This window comes from Zestomonas carbonaria (genome assembly GCF_904061905.1).
Classification (GTDB): Bacteria; Pseudomonadota; Gammaproteobacteria; order Pseudomonadales; family Pseudomonadaceae; genus Aquipseudomonas; species Aquipseudomonas carbonaria.
Genome location: NZ_CAJFCI010000048.1, coordinates 1 through 25,420, shown reverse-complemented (window position 1 = coordinate 25,420; position 25,420 = coordinate 1). Strand labels below are relative to the sequence as shown.

General features: G+C 65.3%; 25 protein-coding genes. 9 read left to right on the top strand and 16 right to left on the bottom strand.

The window, feature by feature from the left end:
• Positions 1-122: 122 nt before the first annotated feature.
• Positions 123-1,322, bottom strand: a complete 1,200-nt coding sequence (gene tyrS, locus PSEWESI4_RS12560; protein WP_187671543.1) for a tyrosine--tRNA ligase — start codon at positions 1,320-1,322, stop codon at positions 123-125.
• A 208-nt stretch (positions 1,323-1,530) separates the two neighbouring features.
• On the opposite strand from tyrS, the gene PSEWESI4_RS12555 reads away from it, so the two are divergent.
• Together PSEWESI4_RS12555 and PSEWESI4_RS12550 are read left to right on the top strand one after the other, a co-directional pair.
• On the top strand, positions 1,531-2,976 hold the full coding sequence (locus tag PSEWESI4_RS12555) for a peptidoglycan DD-metalloendopeptidase family protein (protein ID WP_187671542.1): 1,446 nt from the start codon (positions 1,531-1,533) through the stop codon (positions 2,974-2,976).
• A gap of 3 nt (positions 2,977-2,979) precedes the next feature.
• Positions 2,980-4,071, top strand: a complete 1,092-nt coding sequence (locus PSEWESI4_RS12550) for an anhydro-N-acetylmuramic acid kinase (protein WP_187671541.1) — start codon at positions 2,980-2,982, stop codon at positions 4,069-4,071.
• Positions 4,072-4,128: 57 nt separating this feature from the next.
• On the opposite strand, the gene erpA is transcribed toward PSEWESI4_RS12550, so the two are convergent.
• A complete protein-coding gene (gene erpA / locus PSEWESI4_RS12545) occupies positions 4,129-4,479 on the bottom strand; it encodes an iron-sulfur cluster insertion protein ErpA (RefSeq protein WP_187671540.1) in 351 nt (116 codons plus the stop codon).
• A 101-nt stretch (positions 4,480-4,580) separates the two neighbouring features.
• On the bottom strand, positions 4,581-5,615 hold the full coding sequence (gene argC, locus PSEWESI4_RS12540; RefSeq protein WP_187671539.1) for an N-acetyl-gamma-glutamyl-phosphate reductase: 1,035 nt from the start codon (positions 5,613-5,615) through the stop codon (positions 4,581-4,583).
• A gap of 163 nt (positions 5,616-5,778) precedes the next feature.
• On the opposite strand from argC, the gene hemJ reads away from it, so the two are divergent.
• The 4 genes from hemJ to PSEWESI4_RS12520 all read left to right on the top strand — a co-directional run bounded on the left by hemJ (position 5,779) and on the right by PSEWESI4_RS12520 (position 9,117).
• Entirely contained in the window at positions 5,779-6,204 is a 426-nt protein-coding gene (hemJ, locus tag PSEWESI4_RS12535; RefSeq protein ID WP_187671538.1) for a protoporphyrinogen oxidase HemJ, read from the top strand.
• Between the two features lie 28 nt (positions 6,205-6,232).
• A complete protein-coding gene (locus PSEWESI4_RS12530; RefSeq protein ID WP_187671537.1) occupies positions 6,233-7,180 on the top strand; it encodes an NAD(P)H-dependent flavin oxidoreductase in 948 nt (315 codons plus the stop codon).
• A 151-nt stretch (positions 7,181-7,331) separates the two neighbouring features.
• On the top strand, positions 7,332-8,309 hold the full coding sequence (locus PSEWESI4_RS12525; protein ID WP_187671536.1) for a DUF805 domain-containing protein: 978 nt from the start codon (positions 7,332-7,334) through the stop codon (positions 8,307-8,309).
• Positions 8,310-8,322: 13 nt separating this feature from the next.
• Positions 8,323-9,117: an SDR family NAD(P)-dependent oxidoreductase gene (locus PSEWESI4_RS12520; protein WP_187671535.1), complete on the top strand. Its 795-nt coding sequence runs from the start codon at positions 8,323-8,325 to the stop codon at positions 9,115-9,117.
• Here PSEWESI4_RS12520 and PSEWESI4_RS12515 read toward each other — a convergent pair.
• Positions 9,104-10,585 carry an AAA family ATPase gene (locus PSEWESI4_RS12515; protein ID WP_187671534.1) on the bottom strand — a complete coding sequence of 494 codons (1,482 nt, stop codon included), beginning with the start codon at positions 10,583-10,585 and terminating at the stop codon, positions 9,104-9,106. The genes PSEWESI4_RS12520 and PSEWESI4_RS12515 overlap by 14 nt on opposite strands.
• 79 nt (positions 10,586-10,664) lie before the next feature.
• Between PSEWESI4_RS12515 and PSEWESI4_RS12510 the strand changes: the two genes are divergently transcribed.
• Together PSEWESI4_RS12510 and coq7 are read left to right on the top strand one after the other, a co-directional pair.
• The gene (locus PSEWESI4_RS12510) at positions 10,665-11,003 is read left to right on the top strand and encodes a histidine triad nucleotide-binding protein (RefSeq protein ID WP_187671533.1); all 339 of its coding nucleotides are present in this window, start codon (positions 10,665-10,667) and stop codon (positions 11,001-11,003) included.
• 67 nt (positions 11,004-11,070) lie between these two features.
• Positions 11,071-11,718: a 2-polyprenyl-3-methyl-6-methoxy-1,4-benzoquinone monooxygenase gene (gene coq7, locus PSEWESI4_RS12505; RefSeq protein WP_187671532.1), complete on the top strand. Its 648-nt coding sequence runs from the start codon at positions 11,071-11,073 to the stop codon at positions 11,716-11,718.
• Between the two features lie 538 nt (positions 11,719-12,256).
• Here the strand turns inward: coq7 and speD are convergent.
• Together speD and PSEWESI4_RS12495 are read right to left on the bottom strand one after the other, a co-directional pair.
• Positions 12,257-13,051, bottom strand: coding sequence for an adenosylmethionine decarboxylase (speD, locus tag PSEWESI4_RS12500; RefSeq protein ID WP_187671531.1), 795 nt, complete (start codon positions 13,049-13,051; stop codon positions 12,257-12,259).
• Positions 13,052-13,349: 298 nt separating this feature from the next.
• Positions 13,350-13,772: an OsmC family protein gene (locus PSEWESI4_RS12495; RefSeq protein WP_187671530.1), complete on the bottom strand. Its 423-nt coding sequence runs from the start codon at positions 13,770-13,772 to the stop codon at positions 13,350-13,352.
• Between the two features lie 234 nt (positions 13,773-14,006).
• Here PSEWESI4_RS12495 and crp point away from each other — a divergent pair, with 234 nt between their 5' ends.
• Positions 14,007-14,651, top strand: a complete 645-nt coding sequence (gene crp, locus PSEWESI4_RS12490) for a cAMP-activated global transcriptional regulator CRP (RefSeq protein WP_187671529.1) — start codon at positions 14,007-14,009, stop codon at positions 14,649-14,651.
• 60 nt (positions 14,652-14,711) lie between these two features.
• On the opposite strand, the gene trpC is transcribed toward crp, so the two are convergent.
• From trpC to PSEWESI4_RS12440, 10 genes are all read right to left on the bottom strand, one after another.
• Positions 14,712-15,545 carry an indole-3-glycerol phosphate synthase TrpC gene (gene trpC / locus PSEWESI4_RS12485; protein ID WP_187671528.1) on the bottom strand — a complete coding sequence of 278 codons (834 nt, stop codon included), beginning with the start codon at positions 15,543-15,545 and terminating at the stop codon, positions 14,712-14,714.
• Positions 15,542-16,591, bottom strand: coding sequence for an anthranilate phosphoribosyltransferase (trpD, locus tag PSEWESI4_RS12480; protein ID WP_187671527.1), 1,050 nt, complete (start codon positions 16,589-16,591; stop codon positions 15,542-15,544). Before trpD ends, trpC begins: the two co-directional genes overlap by 4 nt.
• 1 nt (position 16,592) lies before the next feature.
• Positions 16,593-17,186, bottom strand: coding sequence for an aminodeoxychorismate/anthranilate synthase component II (locus tag PSEWESI4_RS12475; protein ID WP_187671526.1), 594 nt, complete (start codon positions 17,184-17,186; stop codon positions 16,593-16,595).
• Between the two features lie 10 nt (positions 17,187-17,196).
• Complete coding sequence (gene trpE / locus PSEWESI4_RS12470; RefSeq protein ID WP_187671525.1) at positions 17,197-18,684, bottom strand: anthranilate synthase component I; 1,488 nt, start codon at positions 18,682-18,684, stop codon at positions 17,197-17,199.
• Between the two features lie 71 nt (positions 18,685-18,755).
• On the bottom strand, positions 18,756-19,577 hold the full coding sequence (locus tag PSEWESI4_RS12465) for a phosphoglycolate phosphatase (RefSeq protein ID WP_187671524.1): 822 nt from the start codon (positions 19,575-19,577) through the stop codon (positions 18,756-18,758).
• Entirely contained in the window at positions 19,574-20,248 is a 675-nt protein-coding gene (gene rpe / locus PSEWESI4_RS12460; protein ID WP_187671523.1) for a ribulose-phosphate 3-epimerase, read from the bottom strand. The genes PSEWESI4_RS12465 and rpe overlap by 4 nt, the downstream gene beginning before the upstream one ends.
• A 492-nt stretch (positions 20,249-20,740) precedes the next feature.
• Positions 20,741-21,568 carry an ABC transporter permease gene (locus PSEWESI4_RS12455; RefSeq protein ID WP_187671522.1) on the bottom strand — a complete coding sequence of 276 codons (828 nt, stop codon included), beginning with the start codon at positions 21,566-21,568 and terminating at the stop codon, positions 20,741-20,743.
• Positions 21,569-21,581: 13 nt separating this feature from the next.
• The gene (locus PSEWESI4_RS12450) at positions 21,582-22,829 is read right to left on the bottom strand and encodes an ABC transporter permease (protein WP_187671521.1); all 1,248 of its coding nucleotides are present in this window, start codon (positions 22,827-22,829) and stop codon (positions 21,582-21,584) included.
• A 173-nt stretch (positions 22,830-23,002) separates the two neighbouring features.
• Positions 23,003-24,031 carry an ABC transporter substrate-binding protein gene (locus tag PSEWESI4_RS12445; RefSeq protein ID WP_187671520.1) on the bottom strand — a complete coding sequence of 343 codons (1,029 nt, stop codon included), beginning with the start codon at positions 24,029-24,031 and terminating at the stop codon, positions 23,003-23,005.
• 35 nt (positions 24,032-24,066) lie between these two features.
• Positions 24,067-25,191 (bottom strand): ABC transporter ATP-binding protein, encoded by a 1,125-nt coding sequence (locus PSEWESI4_RS12440; protein WP_187671519.1) that lies wholly within the window; start codon positions 25,189-25,191, stop codon positions 24,067-24,069.
• Positions 25,192-25,420: the final 229 nt, after the last annotated feature.

The following is a 25,420-nucleotide window of genomic DNA, read 5'->3' as shown; positions in this document are numbered from 1 at the left end:
TCGAACCATTCGATAACCTTTTGATTATCAAGAACTTTTCGAGCAGCTCCGCGCTGGAAGTGGTGCGCATTATAGGGAGCCAGTTTCTGCCGTCAACACCCAAAGGCGAATAAAGGCGAAATTTACTCCGCCTTCAGGGTAATGCGTGCAAAAGCCTTCTTGCCCGCCTGGCAGACATGCACGGAACCGATCTTGAAGATAAAGCCGCGATCGACCACCGCGCCATCGACCCGAACGCCACCGGAGCCCAGCAGATCCCGCGCAACCGCCGCGTTCTTCACCAGCCCGGCACGATTGAGCACGGCGGAAATCGGCAGGTCCTCGACCGAAGACAGCTCCAGCTCCGGAAGGTCCTCCGGCAGCTCGCCATCCTTCATACGGTTGCCCGCCGCACGGTGAGCGTTCGCAGCGGCTTCCTCGCCGTGGAAGCGCGACACGATTTCCTCGGCAAGCTTGATCTTGATGTCGCGCGGGTTGGCGCCACGCTCGACGTCCTTCTTGAACTCTTCGATCTCAGCCATGGAGCGGAAGCTGAGCAGCTCGAAGTAGCGCCACATCAGTGAGTCCGGAATCGACACCAGCTTGCCGTACATGACACCCGGCGCTTCCTGGATACCGACATAGTTGCCCAGCGACTTGGACATCTTCTTCACGCCGTCCAGCCCTTCGAGCAGCGGCATGGTGACGATGCATTGCGATTCCTGCCCATAGGAGCGCTGAAGTTCGCGCCCCATCAGCAGGTTGAATTTCTGGTCGGTGCCGCCCAGCTCGACATCGGCCTGCAGGGCAACCGAGTCATAGCCCTGCACCAGCGGATAGAGGAACTCGTGGATGGCAATCGGCTGATTGCTCGAGTAGCGCTTATGGAAGTCATCGCGCTCGAGCATGCGCGCCACGGTGTACTGCGAGGCCAGGCGGATGAAGTCGGCCGGCGTCAGCTTGTCCATCCAGGTGGAGTTGAAAGCGACCTCAGTCTTGGCCGGGTCAAGGATCTTGAACACCTGCGCCTTGTAGGTCTCGGCGTTGTCCAGCACCTGCTCGCGAGTCAGGGGCGGCCGAGTGGCGCTCTTGCCGCTGGGGTCGCCGATCATTCCGGTGAAGTCGCCGATCAGGAAGATCACCTGGTGGCCGAGATCCTGGAACTGGCGCAGCTTGTTGATCAGCACGGTGTGCCCGAGGTGCAGGTCTGGTGCGGTCGGATCGAAGCCCGCCTTGATACGCAACGGCTGACCGCGCTTGAGCTTCTCGACCAGCTCCGATTCGACTAGGACCTCTTCCGCACCGCGCTTGATCAGCGCCAGCTGCTCTTCAACCGACTTCATGACAGGACTCATAACCACTGGAAACCAAGGGGGAACCAACCATACAAGATCGCGGACTAATTACAAGTTTGCCCCCACGTTTTGCAGGCATTCCGCAGGTAGCGGGACTCCGGGGTTGCCCCATGGGGATTTTGATTATATTTTATACAGTTACTTCATCATCTTCATTTTCATCTTTTCTTTTTTACCTTTTTCGAAGCCGCTGCCCATGACGACTACAACGCCAAAATCGCCACCGCTCTACCCCAAAAGCCACCTTCTGGCAGCGAGCGGGGTCGCGGCCCTGCTGAGCCTTGCCCTGCTGGTTTTCCCCTCGCGCGAAGTAGAAGCCAAGAGAACGCTGCTCAACCTGGAGCTCGACAACGGTTCCGAGCAGATCATCCAGGAGAAGGACGACCTGCGACCAGGCTCCATCATCGGGGATGAGGGCACCTCGCCATTCGCCAAGATCGAGGGCCCCGGGGATAACCAGAACAGCGCCAACCAAAGCGCGGACACCAATAAGAACGACGCAGTAGCCTCTACCACTTCCGAAACCCCACCTGACAACCCCCGCCACCGCGCGGTCACCGTCGCCAATGGCGATACCTTGTCGACGCTGTTCGCCAAGGTGGGGCTGGGTGCCTCCGAAATGCATGCGGCACTGAACAGCAGCAAGGAGGCCAAGCAGTTCAGCCGCCTCAAGATCGGCCAGGTACTGGAGTTCCAACTGACCGACGACGGCCAGCTTGAAAGCCTGCACAGCAAGCTCTCCTCCCTGGAAAGCATCGTCCTGACCAGGAACGAGACCGGCTTCAGCTTCAAGCGCGAGCTGACCAAGCCGGAAGTGCGCAACCACTACGCGCGCGGAGTGATCAACAGCTCGCTGTTCCTTTCCGCCAAACGCGCCGGGCTGCCGCACAACCTGACCATGGACCTGGCCAGCGTGTTCGGCTACGACATCGACTTCGCCCAGGACATCCGAGAGGGTGACGAATTCGAAGTGATCTACGAGGAGAAGGTCGTCGAAGGCGAGCGGGTCGGTACCGGCAGCATCCTCGCCGCGCGCTTCACCAACCGCGGCAAGACCTATACCGCAGTGCGCTACACCAACAAGCAGGGTGTGACCAGCTACTACACCGCCGACGGTAACAGCATGCGCAAGGCTTTCATCCGCACGCCGGTGGATTTCGCCCGCATCAGCTCGCGCTTCTCCCTCGGCCGCAAGCATCCGATCCTCAACAAGATCCGCGCCCACAAGGGCGTCGACTACGCCGCGCCGCGCGGTACGCCGATCAAGGCCGCCGGCGACGGCAAGGTGATTCTCGCCGGTCGCCGCGGCGGCTACGGCAATGCGGTGATCATCCAGCACGGCAACAGCTATCGCACGCTGTATGGCCACATGCAGGGCTTCGCCAAGGGCATTCGTACCGGCAGCACGGTCAAGCAGGGCCAGGTCATCGGCTATATCGGCACCACCGGCCTGTCCACCGGGCCACACCTGCACTACGAATTCCAGGTCAACGGCGTACACGTCGACCCGCTGAGCCGGAAGCTGCCGATGGCCGACCCGATCGCCAAGGCCGAGAAGCAGCGCTTCCTGCAGCAGAGCCGGCCGATGCTGGCGCGCATGGATCAGGAACGGGCCACCATGCTGGCCATGAACAAGCGCTAAGCCATGCCGCGCTACCTGGGAGTGATGTCCGGAACCAGCCTGGACGGACTGGACATCGCCCTGATCGACCAGCAAGACCGCCCTCACCTCCTCGCCAGCCATTACCTACCAATGCCGCCCGCCTTGCGCGACGAGCTGCTGGCGCTCTGCGCACCCGGCCCGGATGAGCTGGCGCGCGCCGCACTGGCCGAACGGCAGTGGGTCGAGCTAGCGGCCCAGGGCATCGGCGAGCTACTCGCCGCGCAGGGTTTGACTCCCGCAGATATCCGCGCCATCGGCAGCCACGGCCAGACCGTTCGCCACGAGCCTGCACGCGGCTTCACCATCCAGATCGGCAATCCTGCACTGCTCGCCGAGTTGACCGGCATCAGCGTGGTCAGCGACTTCCGCCGCCGCGACGTCGCCGCCGGCGGCCAGGGCGCACCGCTGGTGCCCGCCTTCCACGAAGCCCTGTTCGACGATGGCCACACACGCCGCGCGGTACTCAACGTCGGCGGCTTCAGCAACCTCAGCCTGATCGAGCCCGGCCAGCCGGTGCGCGGCTTCGACAGTGGCCCCGGCAATGTGCTGCTGGACGCCTGGATACAGCGCCATCAGGGTGTCGGCTTCGATCGTGGCGGCGCCTGGGCGGTCAGCGGCCAGGTTCGACCGGCACTCCTGGACGCCTTGCTGGGCGATCCGTTCTTCAGTGGCCGCGGCCCGAAGAGTACCGGCCGCGAACTGTTCAACCTTCCCTGGCTGGATGCCCATCTGCAGCGATTGCCTGCCCTCGCCGCCGAAGACGTGCAGGCCACGCTGCTGGAGCTGACCGCACGCAGCATCGTCGACGCGCTCCAGGCGGAGCAAAGCGGCACGGCTGAACTGCTGGTCTGCGGCGGTGGCGCGCACAACGACCGGTTGATGGCTCGCCTGGCGGAGCTGCTGCCAGCCTGCCGGGTCGCCAGCACGGATGCCTACGGCGTGCCGCCGGACTGGGTCGAAGCGATGGCGTTCGCCTGGCTGGCGCACTGCTGCCTGGAAGGCATTCCCGCCAACCGGCCGAGCGTCACTGGCGCACGCGGCCTGCGGGTTCTCGGCGCAATCTATCCGGCCTGAGAGCAGAAACGAAAACGCCGCGCACAAGGCGCGGCGTTGTCGTTTCCAGCAGGCGGATCAGATCGAGAAGGAAGAGCCACAGCCGCACGTGGTGGCGGCGTTGGGGTTCTTGATCACGAAGCGCGAACCTTCGAGACCTTCCTGGTAGTCCACCTCGGCGCCGGCCAGGTACTGGAAGCTCATCGGGTCGACCACCAGGCTGACGCCCTCACGCTCGACGATGGTGTCGTCGTCCGCGACGTCCTCATCGAACGTGAAGCCGTACTGGAAGCCCGAACAGCCACCGCCGGTGACGAACACACGCAACTTCAGGCGCGGATTGCCCTCTTCCTCGACCAGGGTCTTCACCTTGTGCGCCGCGCCCTCCGTGAACAGCAGGGGGGTGGGGGTGAAGGATTCAACGCTCATGTTGCATTACTCCCGGCTTACGCCGTCATGAATCTGGGGTTGCGGCATTATCCGCTTCCCCGACAAAAACGGTCAACTATTGACCAGACAGGCTCCGTCTATCAGGGCAGCAGCGCGGCGTGGGCCAACCCTGCGCGCTCGTCCAGGCCGAACAGGATGTTCATGTTCTGCACCGCCTGGCCGGAAGCGCCCTTGACTAGGTTGTCGATCACCGACAGCACCACGACCAGGTCGCCACCTTGCGGCCGGTGCACGGCAATGCGGCAGACGTTGGCGCCACGCACGCTGCGGGTTTCCGGGTGGCTGCCGGCCGGCATCACATCGACGAACGGCTCGTTGGCATAGTGCTTCTCGAACAGCCGCTGCAGGTCCACCGTCCTGTCCGCCACGGTGGCGTAGAGGGTGGCGTGGATGCCACGGATCATCGGCGTCAGGTGCGGGACGAAGGTCAGCCCAACATCACCCTTGGCGGCGCGGCGCAGGCCCTGGCTGATCTCCGGCAGGTGGCGGTGGCCCTTGACCGAGTAGGCCATCATGCTCTCGCCGGCCTCGCAGAACAGCGAACCGACCTTGGCACCGCGACCGGCGCCGCTGACCCCGGACTTGCAGTCGGCGATCAACCGCGACGGATCGGCCAGGCCGGCTTCCAGCAGTGGCAGGAACCCCAGTTGGGCGGCTGTCGGGTAGCAACCGGGCACGGCGATCAGGCGCGCCAGCTTGATCTGTGTGCGATTGACTTCCGGCAGACCATAGACCGCTTCGTCGAGCAGTTCCGGCGCACCGTGCGGCTGGCCGTACCACTTGACCCACTCCTCAGCGTCCTGCAGGCGGAAATCGGCGGACAGGTCGATCACCTTGGTGCCGGCGGCCAGCAGCTCCCCGGCCAGGGCGTGGGCGACGCCGTGCGGAGTGGCGAAGAACACCACGTCGCAGGCGCCGAGGGTAGCCGTGTCGGGCACGCTGAAGGCCAGTTCGTCGTAGTGGCCTCGCAGGTTCGGGTACATATCGGCGACCTTCACACCCGCCTCGGAACGCGAGGTGATCACCGCCACCTCGGCCTGCGGGTGCTGAGCCAGCAGGCGCAGCAGTTCCACGCCCGTATAACCTGTACCGCCAACGATGCCGACCTTGATCATCTGTCCGTCACTCCGCCCGTCCGGGCCCATCGGGGAAAAACGCAATGATAAGAGCCGGGAACGGTCATGAACAGCGGCCGTGGCCCCGATCCCCGGCCGCCGGACAGGTGACGCCCGGCGCAGGCCCCTCTACTATCGGGGCACCCTGTCACGAGAGGCAATCATGCTTTACCTCTGGATCAAAGCCCTGCACATCATCGCCATGGTCTGCTGGTTCGCCGGCCTGTTCTACCTGCCACGCCTGTTCGTCTATCACGCGATGAGCGACGACGCGACCAGCCAGGAACGTTTCTGCACCATGGAACGCAAGCTGTACCGCGGCATCATGCTGCCGTCGATGCTCGCCACCGTGGTGCTCGGCCTGTGGCTGCTGCACCTCAATCCGGCCTGGATGAAGATGGGCTGGATGCACGCCAAGCTGTTGCTGGTGGTTCTCCTGATCGGCTACCACCATGTCTGCGGCGCCCAGCTCAAACGCTTCGCCCGCGGCGAGAACGCCCGCGGCCACGTGTTCTACCGCTGGTTCAATGAAGTGCCAGTGCTGTTCCTGCTGGCAATCGTCATCCTGGTAGTGGTCAAACCCTTCTGACCCGTTCATCCCAATAAGAGGAAACGCCATGTCACTGCCCGCCCTGCTCGAACGACGCCTGCGCCTGCCGGTGGTCGCCGCGCCGATGTTCCTGGTCTCCAACCCGCAACTGGTGCTTGCCTGCTGCCGCAACGGCGTGGTCGGCAGCTTCCCCGCCCTGAACCAGCGCGAGAGCAGCGGCTTCAAGGCCTGGCTGGAGGAGATCGAGGCCGGTCTGGACGCCGACAGTGCCCCCTTCGCGGTCAACCTCATCGTCCACCACAGCAACCCGCGCCTGCAGGCCGACCTGGCGATCTGCGTCGAGCACCGGGTACCCATCGTCATCACCAGCCTCGGCGCGGTGAAGGAAGTGGTGGACGCGGTGCACAGCTACGGCGGCCTGGTGTTCCACGACGTCACCACCCGCCGTCACGCGGAGAAGGCCGCCGAGGCTGGGGTCGACGGGTTGATCGCGGTGGCTGCCGGCGCCGGCGGGCATGCCGGGACCTGGAGCCCGTTCGCGCTGATCGCCGAGATCCGCCAGTTCTTCGACAAGACCCTGCTGCTCTCCGGCTGCCTCAACCATGGCCACGAAGTCCTCGCCGCCCAGGTACTCGGCGCCGACCTGGCGTACATGGGCACGCGTTTCATCGCCACCCGGGAAAGCGCCGCCGACGAGGCCTACAAGCAGATGATCATCGGCGCCAAGGCCGCCGACATCATCCATACCCCGGCAGTCTCCGGGGTTCCGGCGAGCTTCATGCGGCAGAGCCTCGAGAAAGCCGGCTACGACATGCAGCGCCTGCAGGACAAGGGCGAGCTGAACTATGGCGAGAAGCTCAAGCCGGTCAGCGACGAAGCCAAGGCCTGGAAAACCGTCTGGTCGGCCGGCCAGGGTGTCGGCGAGATCGACGACCTGCCGAGTGTCGACGAGCTGATCCAGCGCCTCGACCACGAGTACCGCGCCGCCTTGGCCAGCACCGCCGCCCTGCGCTGAGACCCTCCCCGCTGTTCGGCTCCGCGGCCGAACAGCGGGCAGATTGCCAGCAGCCATGAGCGCCTGATGGCAAAACGCTTGGCAGCCCTCAAACCGCCCGGCTACGCTGTGGCTGAAGTCCTCCCCACTTCTGGCCGACAAGGAAGCCCGCATGAGCGAACCTCGTTACAAGATCGTGTTCGACGGCGAGGTGATGCCGGAAATGCCCCTCGACACCGTCAAGGAAAACCTCGCCCGCCTGTTCAAGCTCGACCGCACCCGCATCGAGCCACTGTTCGGACGCCGCGCCGTGGTGCTCAAGCGCGACCTGTCGGCGGGCGATGTGGAGAAGTACGTCAGCGCCCTGGAGCGTGCCGGCGCGCAGGTACGCAAGGAGCAGGACGTCGCCGCCAGCCTCAGTTTGGTGGAGACCGACGACCACCGCCCGGCCGAGGTGAAAGACACGCCGAGCGACACGTCCATGCAGTGCCCGAAATGCGGTTATGAGCAACCCAGGGACATCGAGTGCGCGTCCTGCGGCATCGTCATCGAGAAATACCTGGCCCGCCAGGCGCAACTGGCGGAGAGTGCCGTCGAAGCCGCTGTCGACGCGCCAAGCGCTCCGTCGCCCTATGCACCGCCGCAGGCCAGGGTCGGCGAGGCGCTGCCGGAGTTCGGCGAACTGCGTCCGTTCACCAGCGAGGGACGCATCGGCCGCCTGCGCTACCTGGCCTGGTCGCTGGTGCTGATGGCCGCCTGCGGTGGCCTGTTCGGCCTGGCGATGATCGGCATGGAAATCAACGACATGCTCGGTGCGGTACTGTTCACCGCCATCTCCATCGCCGTCATCGTGGTTGCGGTAATGATCGGCGTGCAGCGCCTGCACGATATCGGCTGGTCTGGCTGGATCATGCTGCTCAACCTGGTTCCGGTGGTCGGCAGCGTACTCGCCCTGCTGATGCTGCTGGTGCCCGGCAGCACCGGCGCCAACCGCTTCGGCCCTCCACCACCGGCCAACAGCCTCGCGGTCAAGATACTCGCCGCGCTGTGGCTGATCCCCGTCGCCGGCCTGCTGCTGGCCCTGCTGCTCGGCGGTTTCGCCGCCATCACCGGGCTGGCCGGCGATCTCGTCCTGCCACCGCAGTCCTGAGGTCCGCCGCGCAGTGCCCCGTTATGCCCTGATCACCGGCGCCTCCAGCGGCATCGGCCTGGCCCTGGCCGAAGCCCTGGCGCGGCGCGGCCGCCATCTGATCCTGGTGGCGCGTCGGCGCGAGGCGCTGGAAAGCATCGCCTGCGAGCTGACCCAGCGTTTCGGCGTGGAAGTGCTGTTCCGCGTCTGCGACCTGGCCAATCCGCTGCAACTGACCGGGTTGCTGCATGAGCTGGAAGAAGGCGACCGGCCGATCGACCTGCTGGTGAACAACGCCGGCATCGGCACCTCCGGGTCGTTCCTCGCCCATGAGTGGAGCGACGAGCAGCGCCTGCTGGAGCTCAACGTCCTGGCCCTGACCCGCCTGTGCCACGGTATCGGTAACCTGATGGTCGCTTCCGGCGGCGGCCAGATCCTCAACATCGCCTCGGTGGCAGCCTTCCAGCCGGGACCGTGGATGAGCAGCTACTACGCCAGCAAGGCCTATGTCCTGCACCTCTCCGAAGGGCTGCGCGAGGAGTTCAAGGAATATGGCGTGAAGGTCTCGGTGCTCTGCCCGGGGCCGACGCAGAGCGCCTTCTTCCGCAACGCCGATCTCGACGACCACCGTCTGCGCGACGGCAAGCTGATGCTCAGCGCCGAAGAGGTGGCGCTGTATACGGTCAAGGCTCTGGCCAGGAACCGCGCGGTCATCATTCCCGGCTGGCGCAACCGGCTTGCCGCGCGCCTGCCCCGGCTGCTGCCGCGAGGGTTGCTGCGCCGCCTGACCGGTCGCATCAACCGCTCGCTGGAGATCAGTCGGCGCTGACCGTGCGCCCCTGCGCCCAGGCGCGCAGCGCGGCCAATCGCTCGGCCATCAGCACCGAGAGCGGTACGGCGCCCTGCACCGTGGCGAGCAGCAGGGCCTGGTCGACCGCCTGCTGGCGGGCCTGGGCGGCATAGAACGCACTGACCACCGCCTGCTCGATCTCCGCGCCGGAAAAACCCTCGCTGGCCGCCGCCAGTTGCGCCAGGTCGAACTGCTGCGGGTCCAGCTCGCGGCGTTGCAGGTGGATGCGGAAGATTTCCGCGCGCACCGCATTGTCGGGCAGGTCGACGAAGAACACCTCGTCGAGGCGCCCCTTGCGCACCAGTTCCGGCGGCAGGCGCTCGATGGCATTGGCAGTGGCCACCACGAACACCGGCGCCTTGCGTTCGGCCATCCAGGTCAGCAGGGTACCGAGCACCCGCTGGCTGACGCCGCCGTCGTGGTCGCCGCTGGCCAGGCCCTTCTCGATCTCGTCCATCCACAGCACGCAGGGCGCCATCTGCTCGGCCAGGCGCAGCGCCTCGCGCAGGTTGCGCTCGGTCTCGCCGAAGAACTTGTTGTACAAGCAGGCGAAGTCCAGGCGCAGCAACGGCATCCCCCAGAGCCCGGCCACCGCCTTGGCGGCCAGGCTCTTGCCGGCGCCCTGCACACCGACCAGCAACATACCCTTGGGTGCGTCCACGCCCTTGCCATCGAGGAAGCCGGTCTGCCGCTCGGCCAGCCAGCGCTTGAGGTTGGCCAGCCCACCGACCTCGGCGAAGCGCGCGGTGTCGGACTCGAAGCTGAGCACGCCTTCGAGGTCGAGCAACTGGAACTTGGTCTTGTTCAGCTCAGGCAAGTCTTCCTGGGTGATCGCGCCGTCGTCGCAGATCAGGTTGCGCGCCAGCAGACGCGCCTCGCCATGGCTGAGCCCCCGCAGGTTCTTCACCACCTGCTGCAGGGTGCGGTTGTCGGTGCGCACCCGGGCACCGCGGTTGCGCTCGCTCCAGCGCGCCGCCTCCTCGCGGACGATGGCCAGCAGTTCGTCTTCCGAAGGCAGCGACAGGCTGAAGCGCGCCGCATAACGCTGCACCTCGGACGGCAGTTTCAGGGAGTGGGAGACCAGCACCAGGGTCGGCTTGTGCGTCCCCTCGGCCATGGCGATCTCCTTGAGCAGACGTACCAGGCGGGGATTGTCGCCGAGGAAGGGATGCAGGTCGCAGAACACGTAGAGATTGGGTTGCGGATCGTGCTTGACCAGCTTGAGCGCGGCCTCCGGCTCCTGGCTGGGCTCGCCGCCAAGGCCATCCCCGCCGAACCCCAGGCGCTGCACGCCTTCGGTCACCGCCCAGGTATACAGGCCGAGGCCGCGCTTGATCGCCAGGCTGGTGAGGGTCTCCAGCACCCGCGGCTCGTCCCAGGACTCGATGACGATCAGCTTCACTTTCGACTCGAGGACCAGCCCGAGGTCGTGGATATCGTTCTTCACCTGTGCTCCTTGTGCGCTGGCCGCTGGCATGACGGGCCGCTAAACTCGGACTTCCCGTTCCCAAGCCGGAGAGTTGTCCGTGGACTGTCTGTTCTGCAAGATCGTCGCCGGGGAAATTCCCGCGCGCAAGCTGTACGAAGACGAACATGTGATCGCCTTCCACGATGTCGGGCCGCAGGCGCCGGTGCACTTCCTGGTGATCCCGAAGAAACACATCCCCACCCTCAACGACCTGCAGGAAGAAGACAAGGCGTTGAGCGGGCACATACTCCACACCGCCCAGCGCCTGGCCAGGGAACAGGGCTGCGAGGAAGGCTTCCGGGTGGTGATGAACTGCAACTCGCTGGGCGGCCAGACCGTCTTCCACATCCATATGCATGTGCTCGGTCAGCGGCAGATGACCTGGCCGCCGGGCTGATCGACGTCAAGCCTCGGCAACACGCATGGGGTAAACTGCCCGGCATAGACATTTCCGGAGGTGCCCGATGACCACCGAACGCCACTATTCCCCCGCCGACCGCCTGTTGTTGCAGGCCGACGCGGCATTGCGCACCCTGCTGCCGTTCAGCGGCCAGCCCTACCGCCCCTCGCCGGCGATCACCCGTCCCGATGTCGAGATGAACGACGACGATGCCCGCCATGTCGCCGGGCTGATGCGCATCAACCACACCGGCGAGGTCTGCGCCCAGGCGCTCTACCAGGGGCAGGCGCTGACCGCCAAGCTGCCACAGGTGCGCAAGGCGATGGAGCACGCGGCGGAGGAGGAGATCGACCACCTGGCCTGGTGCGAACAGCGCATCCGTGAGCTGGGCAGCCGGCCGAGCGTGCTCAATCCGCTGTTCTACGGCATGTCGTTCGGCATCGGCGCGCTGGCCGGGCTGGTCAGCGACAAGGTCAGCCTGGGCTTCGTCGCCGCCACCGAGCAGCAGGTGTGCAAGCACCTGGACGACCACCTGCAGCAGTTGCCGGCCGAGGACCAGAAGTCCCGGGCGATCCTCGAACAGATGCGCGAGGACGAACAGCAACACGCCGAAAGCGCCCTGGACGCCGGCGGCCTGCGCTTCCCCGCGCCGGTCAGGTTCGGCATGACCCTGCTGTCCAAAGTGATGACCAAGAGCACCTATCGGATTTAGCCCGCCTGGTGGATGTAAAAAGCGGCCTCCACCCTAAGGCTGGAGGCTGGAGGCTGGAGGCTGGAGGCTGGAGGCTGGAGGCTGGAGGCTGGAGGCTGGAGGCTGGAGGCTGGAGGCTGGACAGGGTTCTGGTCATGCACCTTCTGCGTCAACCCCTTTTTCGCGGCCATGGGCCGCTCCTACAAATACAGCCTCGATGCCGACCTGTAGGAACGCGCCATGCGCGCAATCACTTTTTTCGCGGCCATGGCCGCTCCTACAAACACGGCCTCGATGCTGACCTGTAGGAGCGCGCCATGCGCGCGATTCGAGGTAATGCCATTTACTGGGTCCCCACGTCCGCGGGGATGACGGTTCGGCAGGGAGCCCAATACGTAGGGTGCGCCGTGCGCACCGATCCGGGGGCAACATCCATGTTTCCAGCGAAACACTCTGCTGGCACCAGGGTAAACGCGGTGCGCGCAGCACACCCTACGAAAGCCAGGCCGCCTTTCCGCCCAGCCTTCCAGCCTCCAGCGCCTTTATCGGCTCTCCCGCCTCACCGCGGCATATTCCGCGCGTAGAAGATCTCCAGCATCTCGTGGCGCAGCCGCTCTTCCACCTGGCGGCGCTGTTCGGCGGTCAGGTTGCTGGTGGCGTCACCGAACAGGTAGTTGTCCAGCTCGAAGTCCTTGAGCAGCATCTTGGTGTGGAACAGGTTCTCCTGGTACACGTTGACGTCGGTCATCTGGTAGGCATCGCGCGTGTCTTCGGAGAGGTAGTTCTGGATCGAGTTGATCTCGTGGTCGATGAAGTGCTTCTTGCCCTCCACGTCACGGGTGAAGCCGCGTACCCGGTAGTCGACGGTGACGATGTCCGAGTCGAACTGGTGGATCAGGTAGTTGAGCGCCTTCAGCGGCGAGATCACTCCGCAGGTGGAGACGTCGATGTCCACGCGGAAGGTGGCGATGCCGTCGACCGGGTGAATCTCCGGGTAGGTGTGAACGGTGATGTGGCTCTTGTCCAGGTGCGCCAGGATGGTTTCCGGCAGCGGGCCCGGCGACTCCTCGATCTGGCTCTCGGTCGGGGTGACCGGTTGCTCGGAAATCAGGATGGTTACGCTGGCGCCTTGCGGGTCGTAGTCCTGACGGGCGATGTTCAGGATATTGGCGCCGATGATGTCGACGACATCGGTAAGGATCTGCGTCAGGCGCTCGGCATCGTACTCTTCGTCGATGTACTGCACGTAGGCCTGCTGATCTTCCGGGGTTTCCGCGTAGCAGATGTCGTAGATGTTGAAGCTCAAGGTCTTCGTCAGGTTGTTGAACCCGTGGAGCTTGAGTTTGCTTTTCACCGTTGGAGACTCTCTTATAGGTGCGGCCCTGCCGCGTGATCGAGCATGCCCGTCAGATGCGTACAGCGCACCTGCGTAGGACGGTTAACACCTCTTCGCGTTGGCGATTTTGGTTGTGTGCTCGGGGCCCCTCCGGCTCGCGCCTGGCGGGGTCCCGCGAAAAAGGGCGACATTATGCAGAGGTCGACCGCCCGCTGCCAGAGTGTGCGCCGCTTTTATGATGGCTGGATGTCGGCGGAGAGGAGCACGCCTTTCCCGGCTCCGCCTGACCGGCGCCCGGCCGGTCGTGGATGGGGGCTCAGCCCAGCTCGACGATCTCGTAGTCGTGGGTGATCTCCACCCCGGCCCGCCCCAGCATGATCGACGCCGAGCAGTACTTCTCGGCCGACAGCTCGACCGCGCGCTTGACCTGCGCCTCTTTGAGACCACGGCCCTTGACCACGAAATGCACGTGGATCCTGGTGAACACCTTGGGGTCCTCGTCGGCACGCTCGGCTTCGAGGAAGGCCTCGCAGCTCTCCACCGGCTGGCGGGATTTCTTGAGGATGCTGACCACGTCGAAATTGGTGCAACCGCCCAGGCCGATCAGCACCATCTCCATCGGCCGCACGCCGAGGTTGCGTCCGCCACTCTCCGGCGGCCCGTCCATCACTACCACATGCCCGCTGCCAGACTCGCCGAGGAACATGGCCTCGCCGGCCCACTGGATGCGTGCTTTCATTGCCGCGACTCCGCTGGTAAAAAGGGGCGCCAGCTTATCACAGCGCTTGCGGGCGGCTGAGCCACGACCCGCCCGGACAGGGCGCTGGTCGAATGTTAGCTATGTCGCAAAAACCGACCAGTGTCACTGGCTTGCTGTTAAGCTGGCGCCGGTTTACTGGCACACTGGTCCAGATAACTCAATAAGAACTAGTCGGCAAGACAATGATCTGCATTTACTTTTTGGGGCTCGGGCATGGTAGCGATAACACTCACACCTAAAATAAAGAACCTGGATAAACTCCTCGCACACTGTCACCGTCGTCGTTACACCGCAAAAAGCACCATCATCTACGCAGGCGATCGCTGCGAAACCCTGTTCTTCATCGTCAAGGGCTCGGTGACCATCCTCATCGAGGATGACGACGGCCGCGAGATGATCATCGCCTACCTCAACGCGGGCGATTTCTTCGGCGAGATGGGGCTGTTCGACAAGGAAGGCAGCGAGAAGGAACGCAGCGCCTGGGTACGCGCCAAGACCGAATGCGAGGTGGCCGAGGTCAGCTACGCCAAGTTCCGCGAGTTGACCCAGCAGGACCCGGAAATCCTCTACGCGCTCGGCAGCCAGATGGCCGACCGCCTGCGCAACACCACCCGCAAGGTCGGCGACCTGGCCTTCCTCGACGTCACCGGGCGCGTCGCCCGCACCCTGCTCGACCTGTGCAAGCAGCCGGACGCCATGACCCACCCGGACGGCATGCAGATCAAGATCACCCGCCAGGAAATCGGCCGCATCGTCGGCTGCTCGCGGGAAATGGTCGGTCGAGTGCTCAAGTCCCTGGAGGAACAGGGCCTGGTTCATGTGAAGGGCAAGACCATGGTGGTGTTCGGCACGCGCTGAACCGCCCATGCCGAAAACGAAAACGCCGCTTCTTAGCGGCGTTTTCGTTTCCATGGGGACTCAGTCCGGATCGCTGACGGAAACGACGCGCCGCTCGGGGAAGAACAGGCGCTGCAGTTCGCCGCCCGGGTTGTCGGCACGCATGAAAGCCTCGCCGACCAGGAAGCCGTAGACCTCGTTGATCTCCATCAGCTCGACGTCGGCGCGGTTCATGATGCCGCTCTCGGTGACCACCATGCGCTCGCGCGGGATGCGCGGCAGCAGGTCGAGCGTGGTTTCCAGGCTGACCTCGAAGGTGTGCAGGTTGCGGTTGTTGATGCCCACCAACGGCGTATCCAGGGTATTCAGCGCACGCTCCAACTCGTCGCCGTCGTGCACCTCGACCAGCACGTCGAGGTTGAAGTCCTTGGCCACCGTCGCCAGCTCGGCCATCTGCGCGTCACTCAGCGCGGCGACGATCAGCAGTACGCAGTCGGCGCCCAGGGCGCGGGCCTCGACGATCTGGTAGGGATCGATCATGAAGTCCTTGCGGATCACCGGCAGCGAGCAGGCCGCGCGGGCTTCCTGCAGGTAGCGATCGGCGCCCTGGAAGAAGTCGACGTCGGTGAGCACCGACAGGCAGGTCGCCCCACCCTCTTCGTAGCTGCGGGCGATCGCCGCCGGAACGAAGTCTTCGCGCAGCACGCCCTTGCTCGGCGAGGCCTTCTTGATCTCGGCGATCACCCCCGGCTGCTTGCGCCCGGCCTGCGCCAGCAGGGCATCGGCGAAGCCGCGCGGAGCATCGGCTGCGCGCGCCGCGCGTTCCAGCTCGGCGAGGCCGACCAGGGTGCGGCGCTCGCGAACCTCCTCTGCCTTGCGGGCGAGGATATTTTCCAGGACGGTGGGTACGCTCACGCTTGATTCTCCTCGCGAAAGACGCCGGTGAAGGCGGCCAGTTCATCCAGTTTTTCGCGCGCCAGGCCGGTGTGCAGGGCGTCGTGGGCGAGCTGCACTCCTTCGTGCAGGCTGGTGGCCAGGTCGGCGGCGTAGAGCGCCGCGCCGGCATTGAGCACGATCAGGTCGGCGGCCTTGCGACCATCCTCGGTCTTGCGCCGGCCGAGGGCATCGCGGATCAGCTCCAGCGAAGCCTGAGGGCTTTCGACCTCCAGGCCCATCAGGGTCTGGCTGTGCAGGCCGACGTCTTCGGGACGCACCTCGTACTCACGCACCTCGTCATCCTTCAGCTCGGCGACATGGGTGGCGGCGGCCAGGCTGAATTCGTCCAGGCCATCGCGCGAGTGGACCACCAGCACATGCTTGCTGCCGAGGCGCTTGAGCACTTCGGCCAGCGGCCGGCACAGTTCCTGGGTGAACACGCCGACCACCTGGTGCTTGACCCCGGCCGGATTCGTAAGCGGGCCGAGCATGTTGAACAGGGTGCGCAAGCCCAGCTCGCGACGCGGGCCGGCGGCATAGCGCATGGCTTTGTGGTGGACCTGGGCGAACATGAAGCCGACGCCGACGGACTCGATGCAGCGCGCCACCTGCTCCGGGCTCAGCTCCAGGTAGATACCCGCCGCTTCCAGCAGGTCGGCGCTGCCGCTCTTGCTGGAGACCGCGCGGTTGCCATGCTTGGCCACCTTGCCGCCGGCCGCTGCGACCACGAACGCGGAAGCCGAGGAAACGTTGAAGATGTTCGCGCCATCGCCACCGGTGCCGACCACGTCGACCACGTGGTCGAGGGTCGACAGTTCGACCGAGCTGGCCAGCTCGCGCATCACCGATACCGCGCCGGCGATTTCCTCGATGGTCTCGCTCTTCATGCGCATGCCCATGAGGAAGGCGCCGATCTGCGCGTCGGTGCACTGGCCGGTCATGATCTGGCGCATGACCGCCTGCATTTCTTCGTGGGTCAGGTCGAGCTGGTTGGCGACCCGGTTGAGTGCTGCCTTGATATCCATCTCAGCGTACCCCGCCCTGTTGCTTGAGGAAGTTGGCGAACAGCTCGTGTCCTTGCTCGGAGAGAATCGACTCCGGGTGGAACTGCACGCCTTCGATGTTCAGGGTCTTGTGGCGCAGGCCCATGATCTCGTCGACGCCGCCATCGGCGTGCTGGGTCCAGGCGGTGATCTCCAGGCAATCCGGCAGGGTTTCGCGCTTGACCACCAGGGAATGGTAGCGCGTCACGGTGAGCGGGTTGTTGAGGCCGGCGAACACGCCCGTATCGTTATGGAATACCGGGCTGACCTTGCCGTGCATCACCTGGCGGGCGCGCACCACGTCGCCGCCGAACGCCTGGCCGATGCTCTGGTGGCCGAGGCAGACGCCGAGCAGCGGCAGCTTGCCGGCGAAATGGCGGATCAGCTCCAGCGACACACCGGCTTCATTGGGCGTGCAGGGGCCGGGCGAGACGACGATGCGCTCGGGCTTCAGCGCCTCGATCTCGGCGACCGTCAGCTCGTCGTTGCGCACCACGTGGACGTCCGCGCCGAGCTCGCCGAGGTACTGCACCACGTTGTAGGTAAAGGAGTCGTAGTTATCCAGCATCAGCAACATGGCGAAATCCTCAGGCTTGGTTCTTGTGGGTGTGTTCGGCCAACGCCACCGCGCGGAACATGGCGCGGCGCTTGTTGATCGTTTCTTCCCACTCCAGGGCTGGCACCGAGTCGGCGACGATGCCGCCGCCGGCCTGCACGTGCAGCTCGCCGTTCTTGATCACCGCCGTGCGGATCGCGATGGCGGTGTCCATGTTGCCGTTCCAGGCCAGGTAGCCGACCGCGCCGCCGTAGACGCCGCGCTTGACCGGCTCCAGTTCGTCGATGATTTCCATGGCGCGGATCTTCGGCGCGCCGGACAGGGTCCCGGCCGGCAGGATGGCGCGCAGCGCGTCCATCGCGCTCAGCCCGGCCTTCAGATGCCCGGTGACGTTGGAGACGATGTGCATGACGTTGGAATAGCGCTCGATGACCATCTTCTCGGTGAGCTTCACCGAACCGATATCGGCGACGCGGCCGACGTCGTTGCGGCCGAGGTCGATGAGCATCAGGTGCTCGGCGATCTCCTTGGCGTCGGACAGCAGGTCCTCCTCCAGCGCCAGGTCGGCTTCCTCGTTGGCACCGCGCGGGCGGGTGCCGGCGATCGGGCGCACGGTGACCTGGCCGTCCTCGACGCGCACCAGCACTTCCGGCGACGAACCGACCACGTGGAAGTCGCCGAAGTTGAAGAAGTACATGTAGGGCGTCGGGTTGAAGCAGCGCAGCGCGCGGTACAGGTCGATGGGCGCGGCGTCGAAGGCGATGCTCATGCGCTGCGAGGGCACCACCTGCATGCAGTCGCCGGCGAGGATGTATTCCTTGATGGTATCGACCGAACGCTCGTAGTCCTCGCGGGTGAAGCTGGAGCGGAAGCTCGGCTCGGGCGCGTTGACCGCGGAGAAGTCCAGGCCACGGCGCGGCGCGATCGGCTGGCGCAGCTTGTCGAGGATATCGGCGAGGCGCGCCTGGCCCTGCTCGTATGCGTCGTCGGCGCTCGGGTCGACCAGGACGATCGCGTGCATCTTGCCGGCCAGGTTGTCGAACACCACCACGGCGTCGGAGACCATCAGCAGGATGTCCGGGTTGCCGAGCGGATCGGGGTTCGGGCACTGGGCCAGGCGCTTTTCCACGTAGCGCACGCAGTCGTAGCCGAAGTAGCCGACCAGGCCGCCGTCGAAGCGCGGCAGACCGGGAATGCTCGGCACCGTGTAGCGGGCCTTGAAGCGTTCGACGAAGGCCAGCGGATCCTCGGCTTCCAGGCTTTCGATCTCCTCGCCGTCGCGGGTCACGCTGATCCGGTGCTCGTAGGCGCGCAGCACGGTGCGGCACGGCAGACCGATGATCGAGTAGCGGCCCCACTTTTCGCCGCCCTGCACCGATTCGAGCAGGTAGGAGTTGGGCGCATCGGCGAGCTTGAGGTAGATGGACAGCGGGGTGTCGAAGTCGGCGAGGGTTTCGCAGGCGAGCGGAATGCGGTTGTAGCCGGCAGCGGCCAAACGCAGGAATTCTTCGCGGGTCATGAGCAGCCTCGTGGTATGAGGAGGTATTCGGGTCGGGTAAGCAAACGCGCCGGCAGGCCGGCCAGGATCGATCAGGCGCGCCAGCGCCAACGGGCCAGGGCCTTGATCAGTTTCATCCAGTGTTTGCGGGCAACGACCACGATGCTGTCTCTTGGCGGTGGGTTTGCGGCGGAATCCCGCGACATTACCCCAGCGTCCGGCGCCAGGCAACCATCCGGCAGCAGCTCGCGCAGGTCGTCGATGACCAGCGCAGGGGACTCCTCGGCGATCGGCCGGCCGTGGTTGTAGCCGTAGGACAGCGCCACGCAGGGCACACCGGCGGCGCGGGCGGCCAGCACGTCGTTGCGCGAGTCACCGATGAACACCGCATCCTCGGCCTTGATCTCGGCCATCTGCATGACGAACAGCAGCGCCGCCGGGTCGGGTTTCTGCTGCGGCAGGGTGTCGCCGCCGATGATCCAGCGGAAGTAGCGGCCGATCTTCATGTCGTCGAGCAGCGGGCCAACGAACTGTTCCGGCTTGTTGGTGATCAGGGCCATTTCCACGCCCTGCTTCTTCAGCCACTTGAGGGTGGTGCGTACGCCGGGGTAGACGCGGCTCAGCGTGTGGCTGCCCGAATAGGCATCCATGAACAGCGCCAGCGCCCGCTCGGCCTCCTCGTCGCTGACCGCGCAGTGGTCGATGTCGCCGGCCAGGGCGCGGCGCACCAGTACCTTGGCGCCGTTGCCGACCCAGTCGCGCACCGCGTCGATGCCGGCGGCCGGTCGGCCGAGCGCGTGGAGCATGCAGTCGACGGCGGCGGCGAGGTCCGGCACCGAGTCGATCAGGGTGCCGTCGAGGTCGAACATCACCAGGCGCGGCAGGCGCCCGGGAAAGAGCTGCTCGAAGCTCATCGCTTGGCGGCCGCCAGCTCGCTGCGCATGGCGTCGATCACCGCCCTGTAGTCTGGCTGGTTGAAGATCGCCGAGCCGGCCACGAAGGTGTCGGCGCCCGCTTCGGCGATCTCGCGGATGTTCTTGACGTTGACCCCGCCGTCGATCTCCAGGCGGATGTCACGGCCGCTGGCGTCGATCAGCGCGCGCGCCTCGCGCAGCTTGTCCAGGGTGCCGGGGATGAACTTCTGCCCGCCGAAGCCGGGGTTGACGCTCATCAGCAGGACCATGTCGACCTTGTCCATCACGTACTTGAGCGCATCCAGCGGGGTGGCCGGGTTGAACACCAGGCCGGCCTTGGCGCCGCCGTCCTTGATCAGTTGCAGGGAGCGGTCGATGTGCTCGCTGGCTTCCGGGTGGAAGGTGATGTAGCTGGCGCCGGCTTCGAGGAAGTCGCCGATGATGCGGTCGACCGGCTTGACCATCAGGTGCACGTCGATCGGCGCGGTGACGCCGTACTTGCGCAGCGCCGCGCAGACCATCGGGCCGATGGTCAGGTTGGGCACGTAGTGGTTGTCCATCACGTCGAAGTGGACGATGTCGGCGCCGGCGGCGAGGACCTTGTCGACATCCTCGCCCAGGCGGGCGAAATCGGCGGAGAGAATCGACGGGGCGATGGCATAGGACTGCATGGCGAATTGCCTCAGGCGGAATCGGGATGGCGCGAATTGTAGCCTGACTCGCGGCCCGAGGCGGTTGTCGTATGTCAGGAGGCTGGAGGCTGGAGGCTGGAGAGGGTTCTGGCCATGCACCGTCTACGTCAAACCCTGTTCGCGGCCATGGAACTGGGCGTCCCCGCCGCTCCTACAGGTCAACATCGATGCCGACCTGTAGGAGCGCGCCATGCGCGCGATCCCCGGCAACGCCAAAGCATCGCCAGCAAGCTGACTCCTACAAAAGCAGACGAGTAGCCCGGATGCAATCCGGGCTACGTGGCTGTTTGTTGGGCCGCTGCTCACGCGGGAATCCAATAAACACGTAGGGTGCGCCGTGCGCACCGATCCGGAGCCAACATCCATGTTTCCGGCGAAGCACTCTGCTGGTGCCAGGGTAAACGGTGCGCACGGCGCCCCCCTACCAGAGCTTTCGTCCAGCCCTCCAGCCTCCAGCGCTTTTATCGGCTTTCAACCCTCCGGCGCCGTGCGCAGTTTCTCGCTGCGCCCGCGCAGCCATTCCAGGGTCAGCAGCAGGACCACCGAGAAGCCGATCAGCAGGGTCGCTGCGGCGGCGATGGTCGGGCTGAGGTTTTCGCGGATGCCGCTGAACATCTGCCGGGGCAGGGTCGCCTGCTCGGGGCCGGCAAGGAACAGGGTGACCACCACTTCGTCGAACGAGGTGGCGAAGGCGAACAGCGCGCCGGAGATCACCCCGGGGGCGATCAGCGGCAGGGTCACCCGGCGGAACGCGGTCAGCGGCGAGGCGCCGAGGCTGGCGGCGGCGCGTACCAGGTTGTAGTTGAAGCCCTGCAGGGTGGCCGACACGGTAATGATCACGAAGGGCACGCCGAGCACCGCGTGGGCGACGATCAGCCCCAGGTAGCTGTTGCCGAAGCCCAGCGGCGCGAAGGCCAGGTAGCAGGCCACGCCGACGATCACCACCGGCACCACCATCGGCGAGATCACCAGGCTCATGATCAGCGCCTTGCCGCGGAATTCGCCGCGAGTCAGGCCGATCGCCGCCAGGGTGCCGAACACCATGGCCAGCAGGGTGGCGGCCGGAGCGACGATCAGGCTGTTCTTCAACGAGCGCATCCACTCGGCCGAGCTGAAGAAGTCGTGGTACCAGCGCAGCGAGTATTCCTGGATCGGGTAGACCAGGAAGGTGCCCGAGGTGAACGACAGCGGCACGATCACCAGTACAGGCAGGACCAGGAACAGCAGGACCAGCGCGCAGATGATCCGCAGCGCGTAGTACCAGGCACGCTCGATCGGGGACATGTAGGGCGTGAGCATCTCGATTCTCTCCTCAGCTCAGGCGCAGGCGGCTCGCGCCGACCAGCCAGCCGTAGACCACGTAGAGCACCAGGGTGGCGAACAGCAGCAGGCCGCCCAGCGCGGTGGCCATGCCCCAGTTGATGCTGGTGTTGGTGTAGAAGGCGACGAAGTAACTGACCATCTGGTCGTTGGGGCTGCCAAGCAGCGCCGGGGTGATGTAGTAGCCGATGGACAGGATGAACACCAGCAGGCAGCCGGCGCCGACACCGGCCATGGTCTGCGGGAAGTACACCCGCCAGAAGCTGGCGAACGGGTGGCAGCCGAGGGAGATCGCCGCGCGCATGTAGCTGGGCGAGATGCCCTTCATCACGCTGTAGATCGGCAGGATCATGAACGGCAGCATGATGTGCACCATGGCGATGTAGACCCCGGTGCGGTTGAACACCAGCTCCAGCGGCTGATCGATCAGCCCCAGCTTGAGCAGCGTGCCGTTGATCAATCCGCTGGACTGCAGCAGCACGATCCAGGCGGCGACGCGCACCAGGATCGAGGTCCAGAACGGCAGCAGCACCAGGATCATCAGCAGGTTGCTCTGCCGCGCCGGCAGGTTGGCCAGCAGGTAGGCCAGCGGATAGGCCAGTAGCAGGCAGATGACAGTGATCACCAGGCTCATCCAGAACGTGCGGGCGAAGATATCCAGGTAGATGGCCTGGTCCGGGGTAGCGCGGGCCAGCTCGCCGAGATCGTCGATGCGATGGTCGAGGGCGGCGAGCAGGTAGTAAGACGTGAAGGCGCTGGCGTTGCGGCGGATCACCTGCCAGTAGGCCGGATCTCCCCAGCGCTCGTCGAGGGCTTCCAGCGCGTCCTTGTAGGAGGCCGGCTCCTCCTTGAACGGCAGCGCGCGGGCGGTCTTGGCCATCAGGCTGCGGTAGCCGGCCAGCTCCATGTTCAGGCGCTTGGACAGGTCGCCGACGGTCTGCTGCTTGCGTGCTTCGGCCAGGTCCAGGGTCAGGGCCTTGTAGACGCCCTCCTCCGGCAGCGCCTTGCCGTCCCACTCGGCGATCGCCTCCACGGTACGCGGCAGCGAGCCGACCACTTCGGGGTTGCTGACGCTCTTGTAGAGCAGCATGGCGATGGGCAGCACGAAGATCAGCAGCAGGAACAGCACCAGCGGCAGGACCAGCGCCTGGGCCTTCAGGCGGTTGAGGCGCTCGGCGCGGGCCAGGCGCTGCTTGAGGGTCAAGCCGGCGAACTCGGTGATGGTGACGGTAGTGGCCATGGAGGACTCCGGTAACTGACGTCGATGCATTACGTGTAGGAGCGAGGGGGACGCCCGGTTCTCTGCTCGCGAAGCGTTTATGTGGCCGGCGTTCGCGAGCAGGGCTCGCCCCTACGGGCCTCGTGCGCGACCGCAGGATGCGATATATCCATCCTGCGGCCGGGCTCGGGCGCCTACCTGGCCGCCCAGGCGTTGAAGCGCTGTTCGAGCTGCTCGCCGTAGTCGGCCCAGAAGGTCACGTCCATGGCCACCTGGTTGGCGATGTTCGCCGGAGTGGTCGGCATGTCCTGCAGCAGGCTCGGCTCCAGCAGTTCGACGGCCTTGGCGTTGGCCGGGCCGTAGGCGATGTTCTCGGAGTAGATCTTCTGCTGGCCGGGCTGGAGGGTGAAGGCGATGAACTTGTGCGCCTGCTCGACATCCTTGGCGCCTTTCGGAATGGCCCAGGCGTCGAAGTCGTAGATGCCGCCGTTCCACACCACCTTGAGGTTGCTCTCCTTCTGCACCGCAGCGATGCGGCCGTTGTAGGCGGAGCTCATCACCACGTCGCCGGAAGCGAGGAACTGCGGCGGCTGGGCGCCGGCTTCCCACCACTGGATGCTCGGCTTGATCTGGTCGAGCTTGGCGAAGGCGCGGTCCTGGCCTTCCTTGGTGGCGAGCACGCTGTAGACGTCCTTGGGTGCCACGCCGTCGGCCATCAGGGCGAATTCCAGGGTGTACTTGGCACCCTTGCGCAGGCCGCGCTTGCCCGGGTACTTGGTGGTGTCCCAGAAATCGGCCCAGCCGGTCGGCGCGCTCTGCAGCTTGTCGGCGTTGTAGGCAAGTACCGTGGACCACACGAAGAAGCCCGCCCCGCACGGGGTGAGGGCGCCGGGCACGAAATCGTCGGGATTGCCGAACTGTTCCGCATCGAGCTCCTCGAACAGGCCCTCGTCGCAACCGCGGGCCAGCTCCGGAGACTCCACTTCCACCAGGTTCCAGGACACGCTGTTGGTGTCGACCATGGCTTTCACCTTGGCCATCTCGCCGTTGTATTCACCGGCGATGATCTTGCCGTGGCCGGCCTTTTCCCAGGGCTGGTAGAAAGCCTTGACCTGGGCATTCTTGTTCGCCCCGCCGAAGGAAATCACGGTCAGGTCGGCGGCCAGCAGCGGCGCCGAACAGGCCATGCCCAGGGCGAGGATGGAGACTTGCAGTGCTTTCATTGTTGTTCTCCCACGTTGACAGCGAATTGGGCGCCTTACTCCGCCTGTAGCGGATCGAGTGCGCGAACGTGTTCCACCTGCCAGCCGAGCGGCACCACGTCGCCCACCGTCAGGGTGGGATCGAGCTCGGCGATCGGTTGCTTGACGAAGAAGTCCGGCTTGCCGCACACCTCCAGGCGGATGCGCACGTGGTCGCCGAGATAGATGAACTCCTCGACCCGGCCGGAGAAACGGTTGGCGCACTGCTCGCTGCGGCCGTTCAGGCTGATCCGCTCGGGGCGGATCGACAGGGTCACCGGCTCGCCCGGCTGGCCGATGTTGACCGCCAGCGCCTCGACCTTCTCGCCGCGCGGCAGGGCCACCACACAGCGCTCGCCGTCATGGCTGACGAGTTGGCCGGTGAGGCGGTTGTTCTCGCCGATGAAGTTGGCGACGAAGCTGTTGCGCGGCGCCTCGTACAGCTCGCGCGGCGCGGCGATCTGCTGGATCTCGCCCTGGTGGAACACCGCCACGCGGTCGGACATGGTCAGCGCCTCGCCCTGGTCGTGGGTGACGTAGACCACGGTGACGCCGAGGCGCTGGTGGATGTGCTTGATCTCCATCTGCATGTGCTCGCGCAACTGCTTGTCGAGCGCGCCAAGCGGTTCGTCCATCAGCACCAGTTGCGGTTCGAAGACCAGCGCGCGGGCCAGCGCCACGCGCTGCTGCTGGCCGCCGGAAAGCTGGCCGGGGTAGCGGTTGCGGAACTTCTCGAGCTGCACCATGGCCAGCGCACGCTTGACCCGCTCGCCGGCGTCGCTCTTGTTCACCCCGCGTACCGACAGCGGGAAGGCCAGGTTCTCGGCCACCGTCATGTGCGGGAACAATGCGTAGTTCTGGAACACCATGCCGATGTCGCGCTTGTGCGGCGGCACGTTGTTGATCGCCCGCCCGGCGAGGAGGATTTCGCCGGCGGTGGGGGTTTCGAAGCCGGCCAGCATCATCAGGCTGGTGGTCTTGCCGGACCCGGACGGCCCCAGCAGGGTGAGGAATTCGCCCTTGCGGATGTCCAGGTTGAGATCCTTGACGATCAGGTTCTCGCCGTCGTAGCTCTTCTGCACACCACGAAAGCTCACCAGCACGTCGCCGCTCCCGGCCTCGGTCGTCACAGTTGCGCTCATAACCCACACCTTCGATTTTTTTGTAAGCCGTACGAAAAGCCTAGAGAAGCCGTGGAGCGGCGCAAATCGGGGGGTATGAGAGATTGCTATAAGCGGAGGGGAGGACTGCTTGTAGGGATTTCCCTACAGCGAGGCTGGAGGCTGGAGGCTGGAGGCTGGAGGCTGGAGGCTGGAGGCTGGAGGCTGGAGGCTGGAGGCTGGAGGCTGGAGGCTGGAGGCTGGAGGCTGG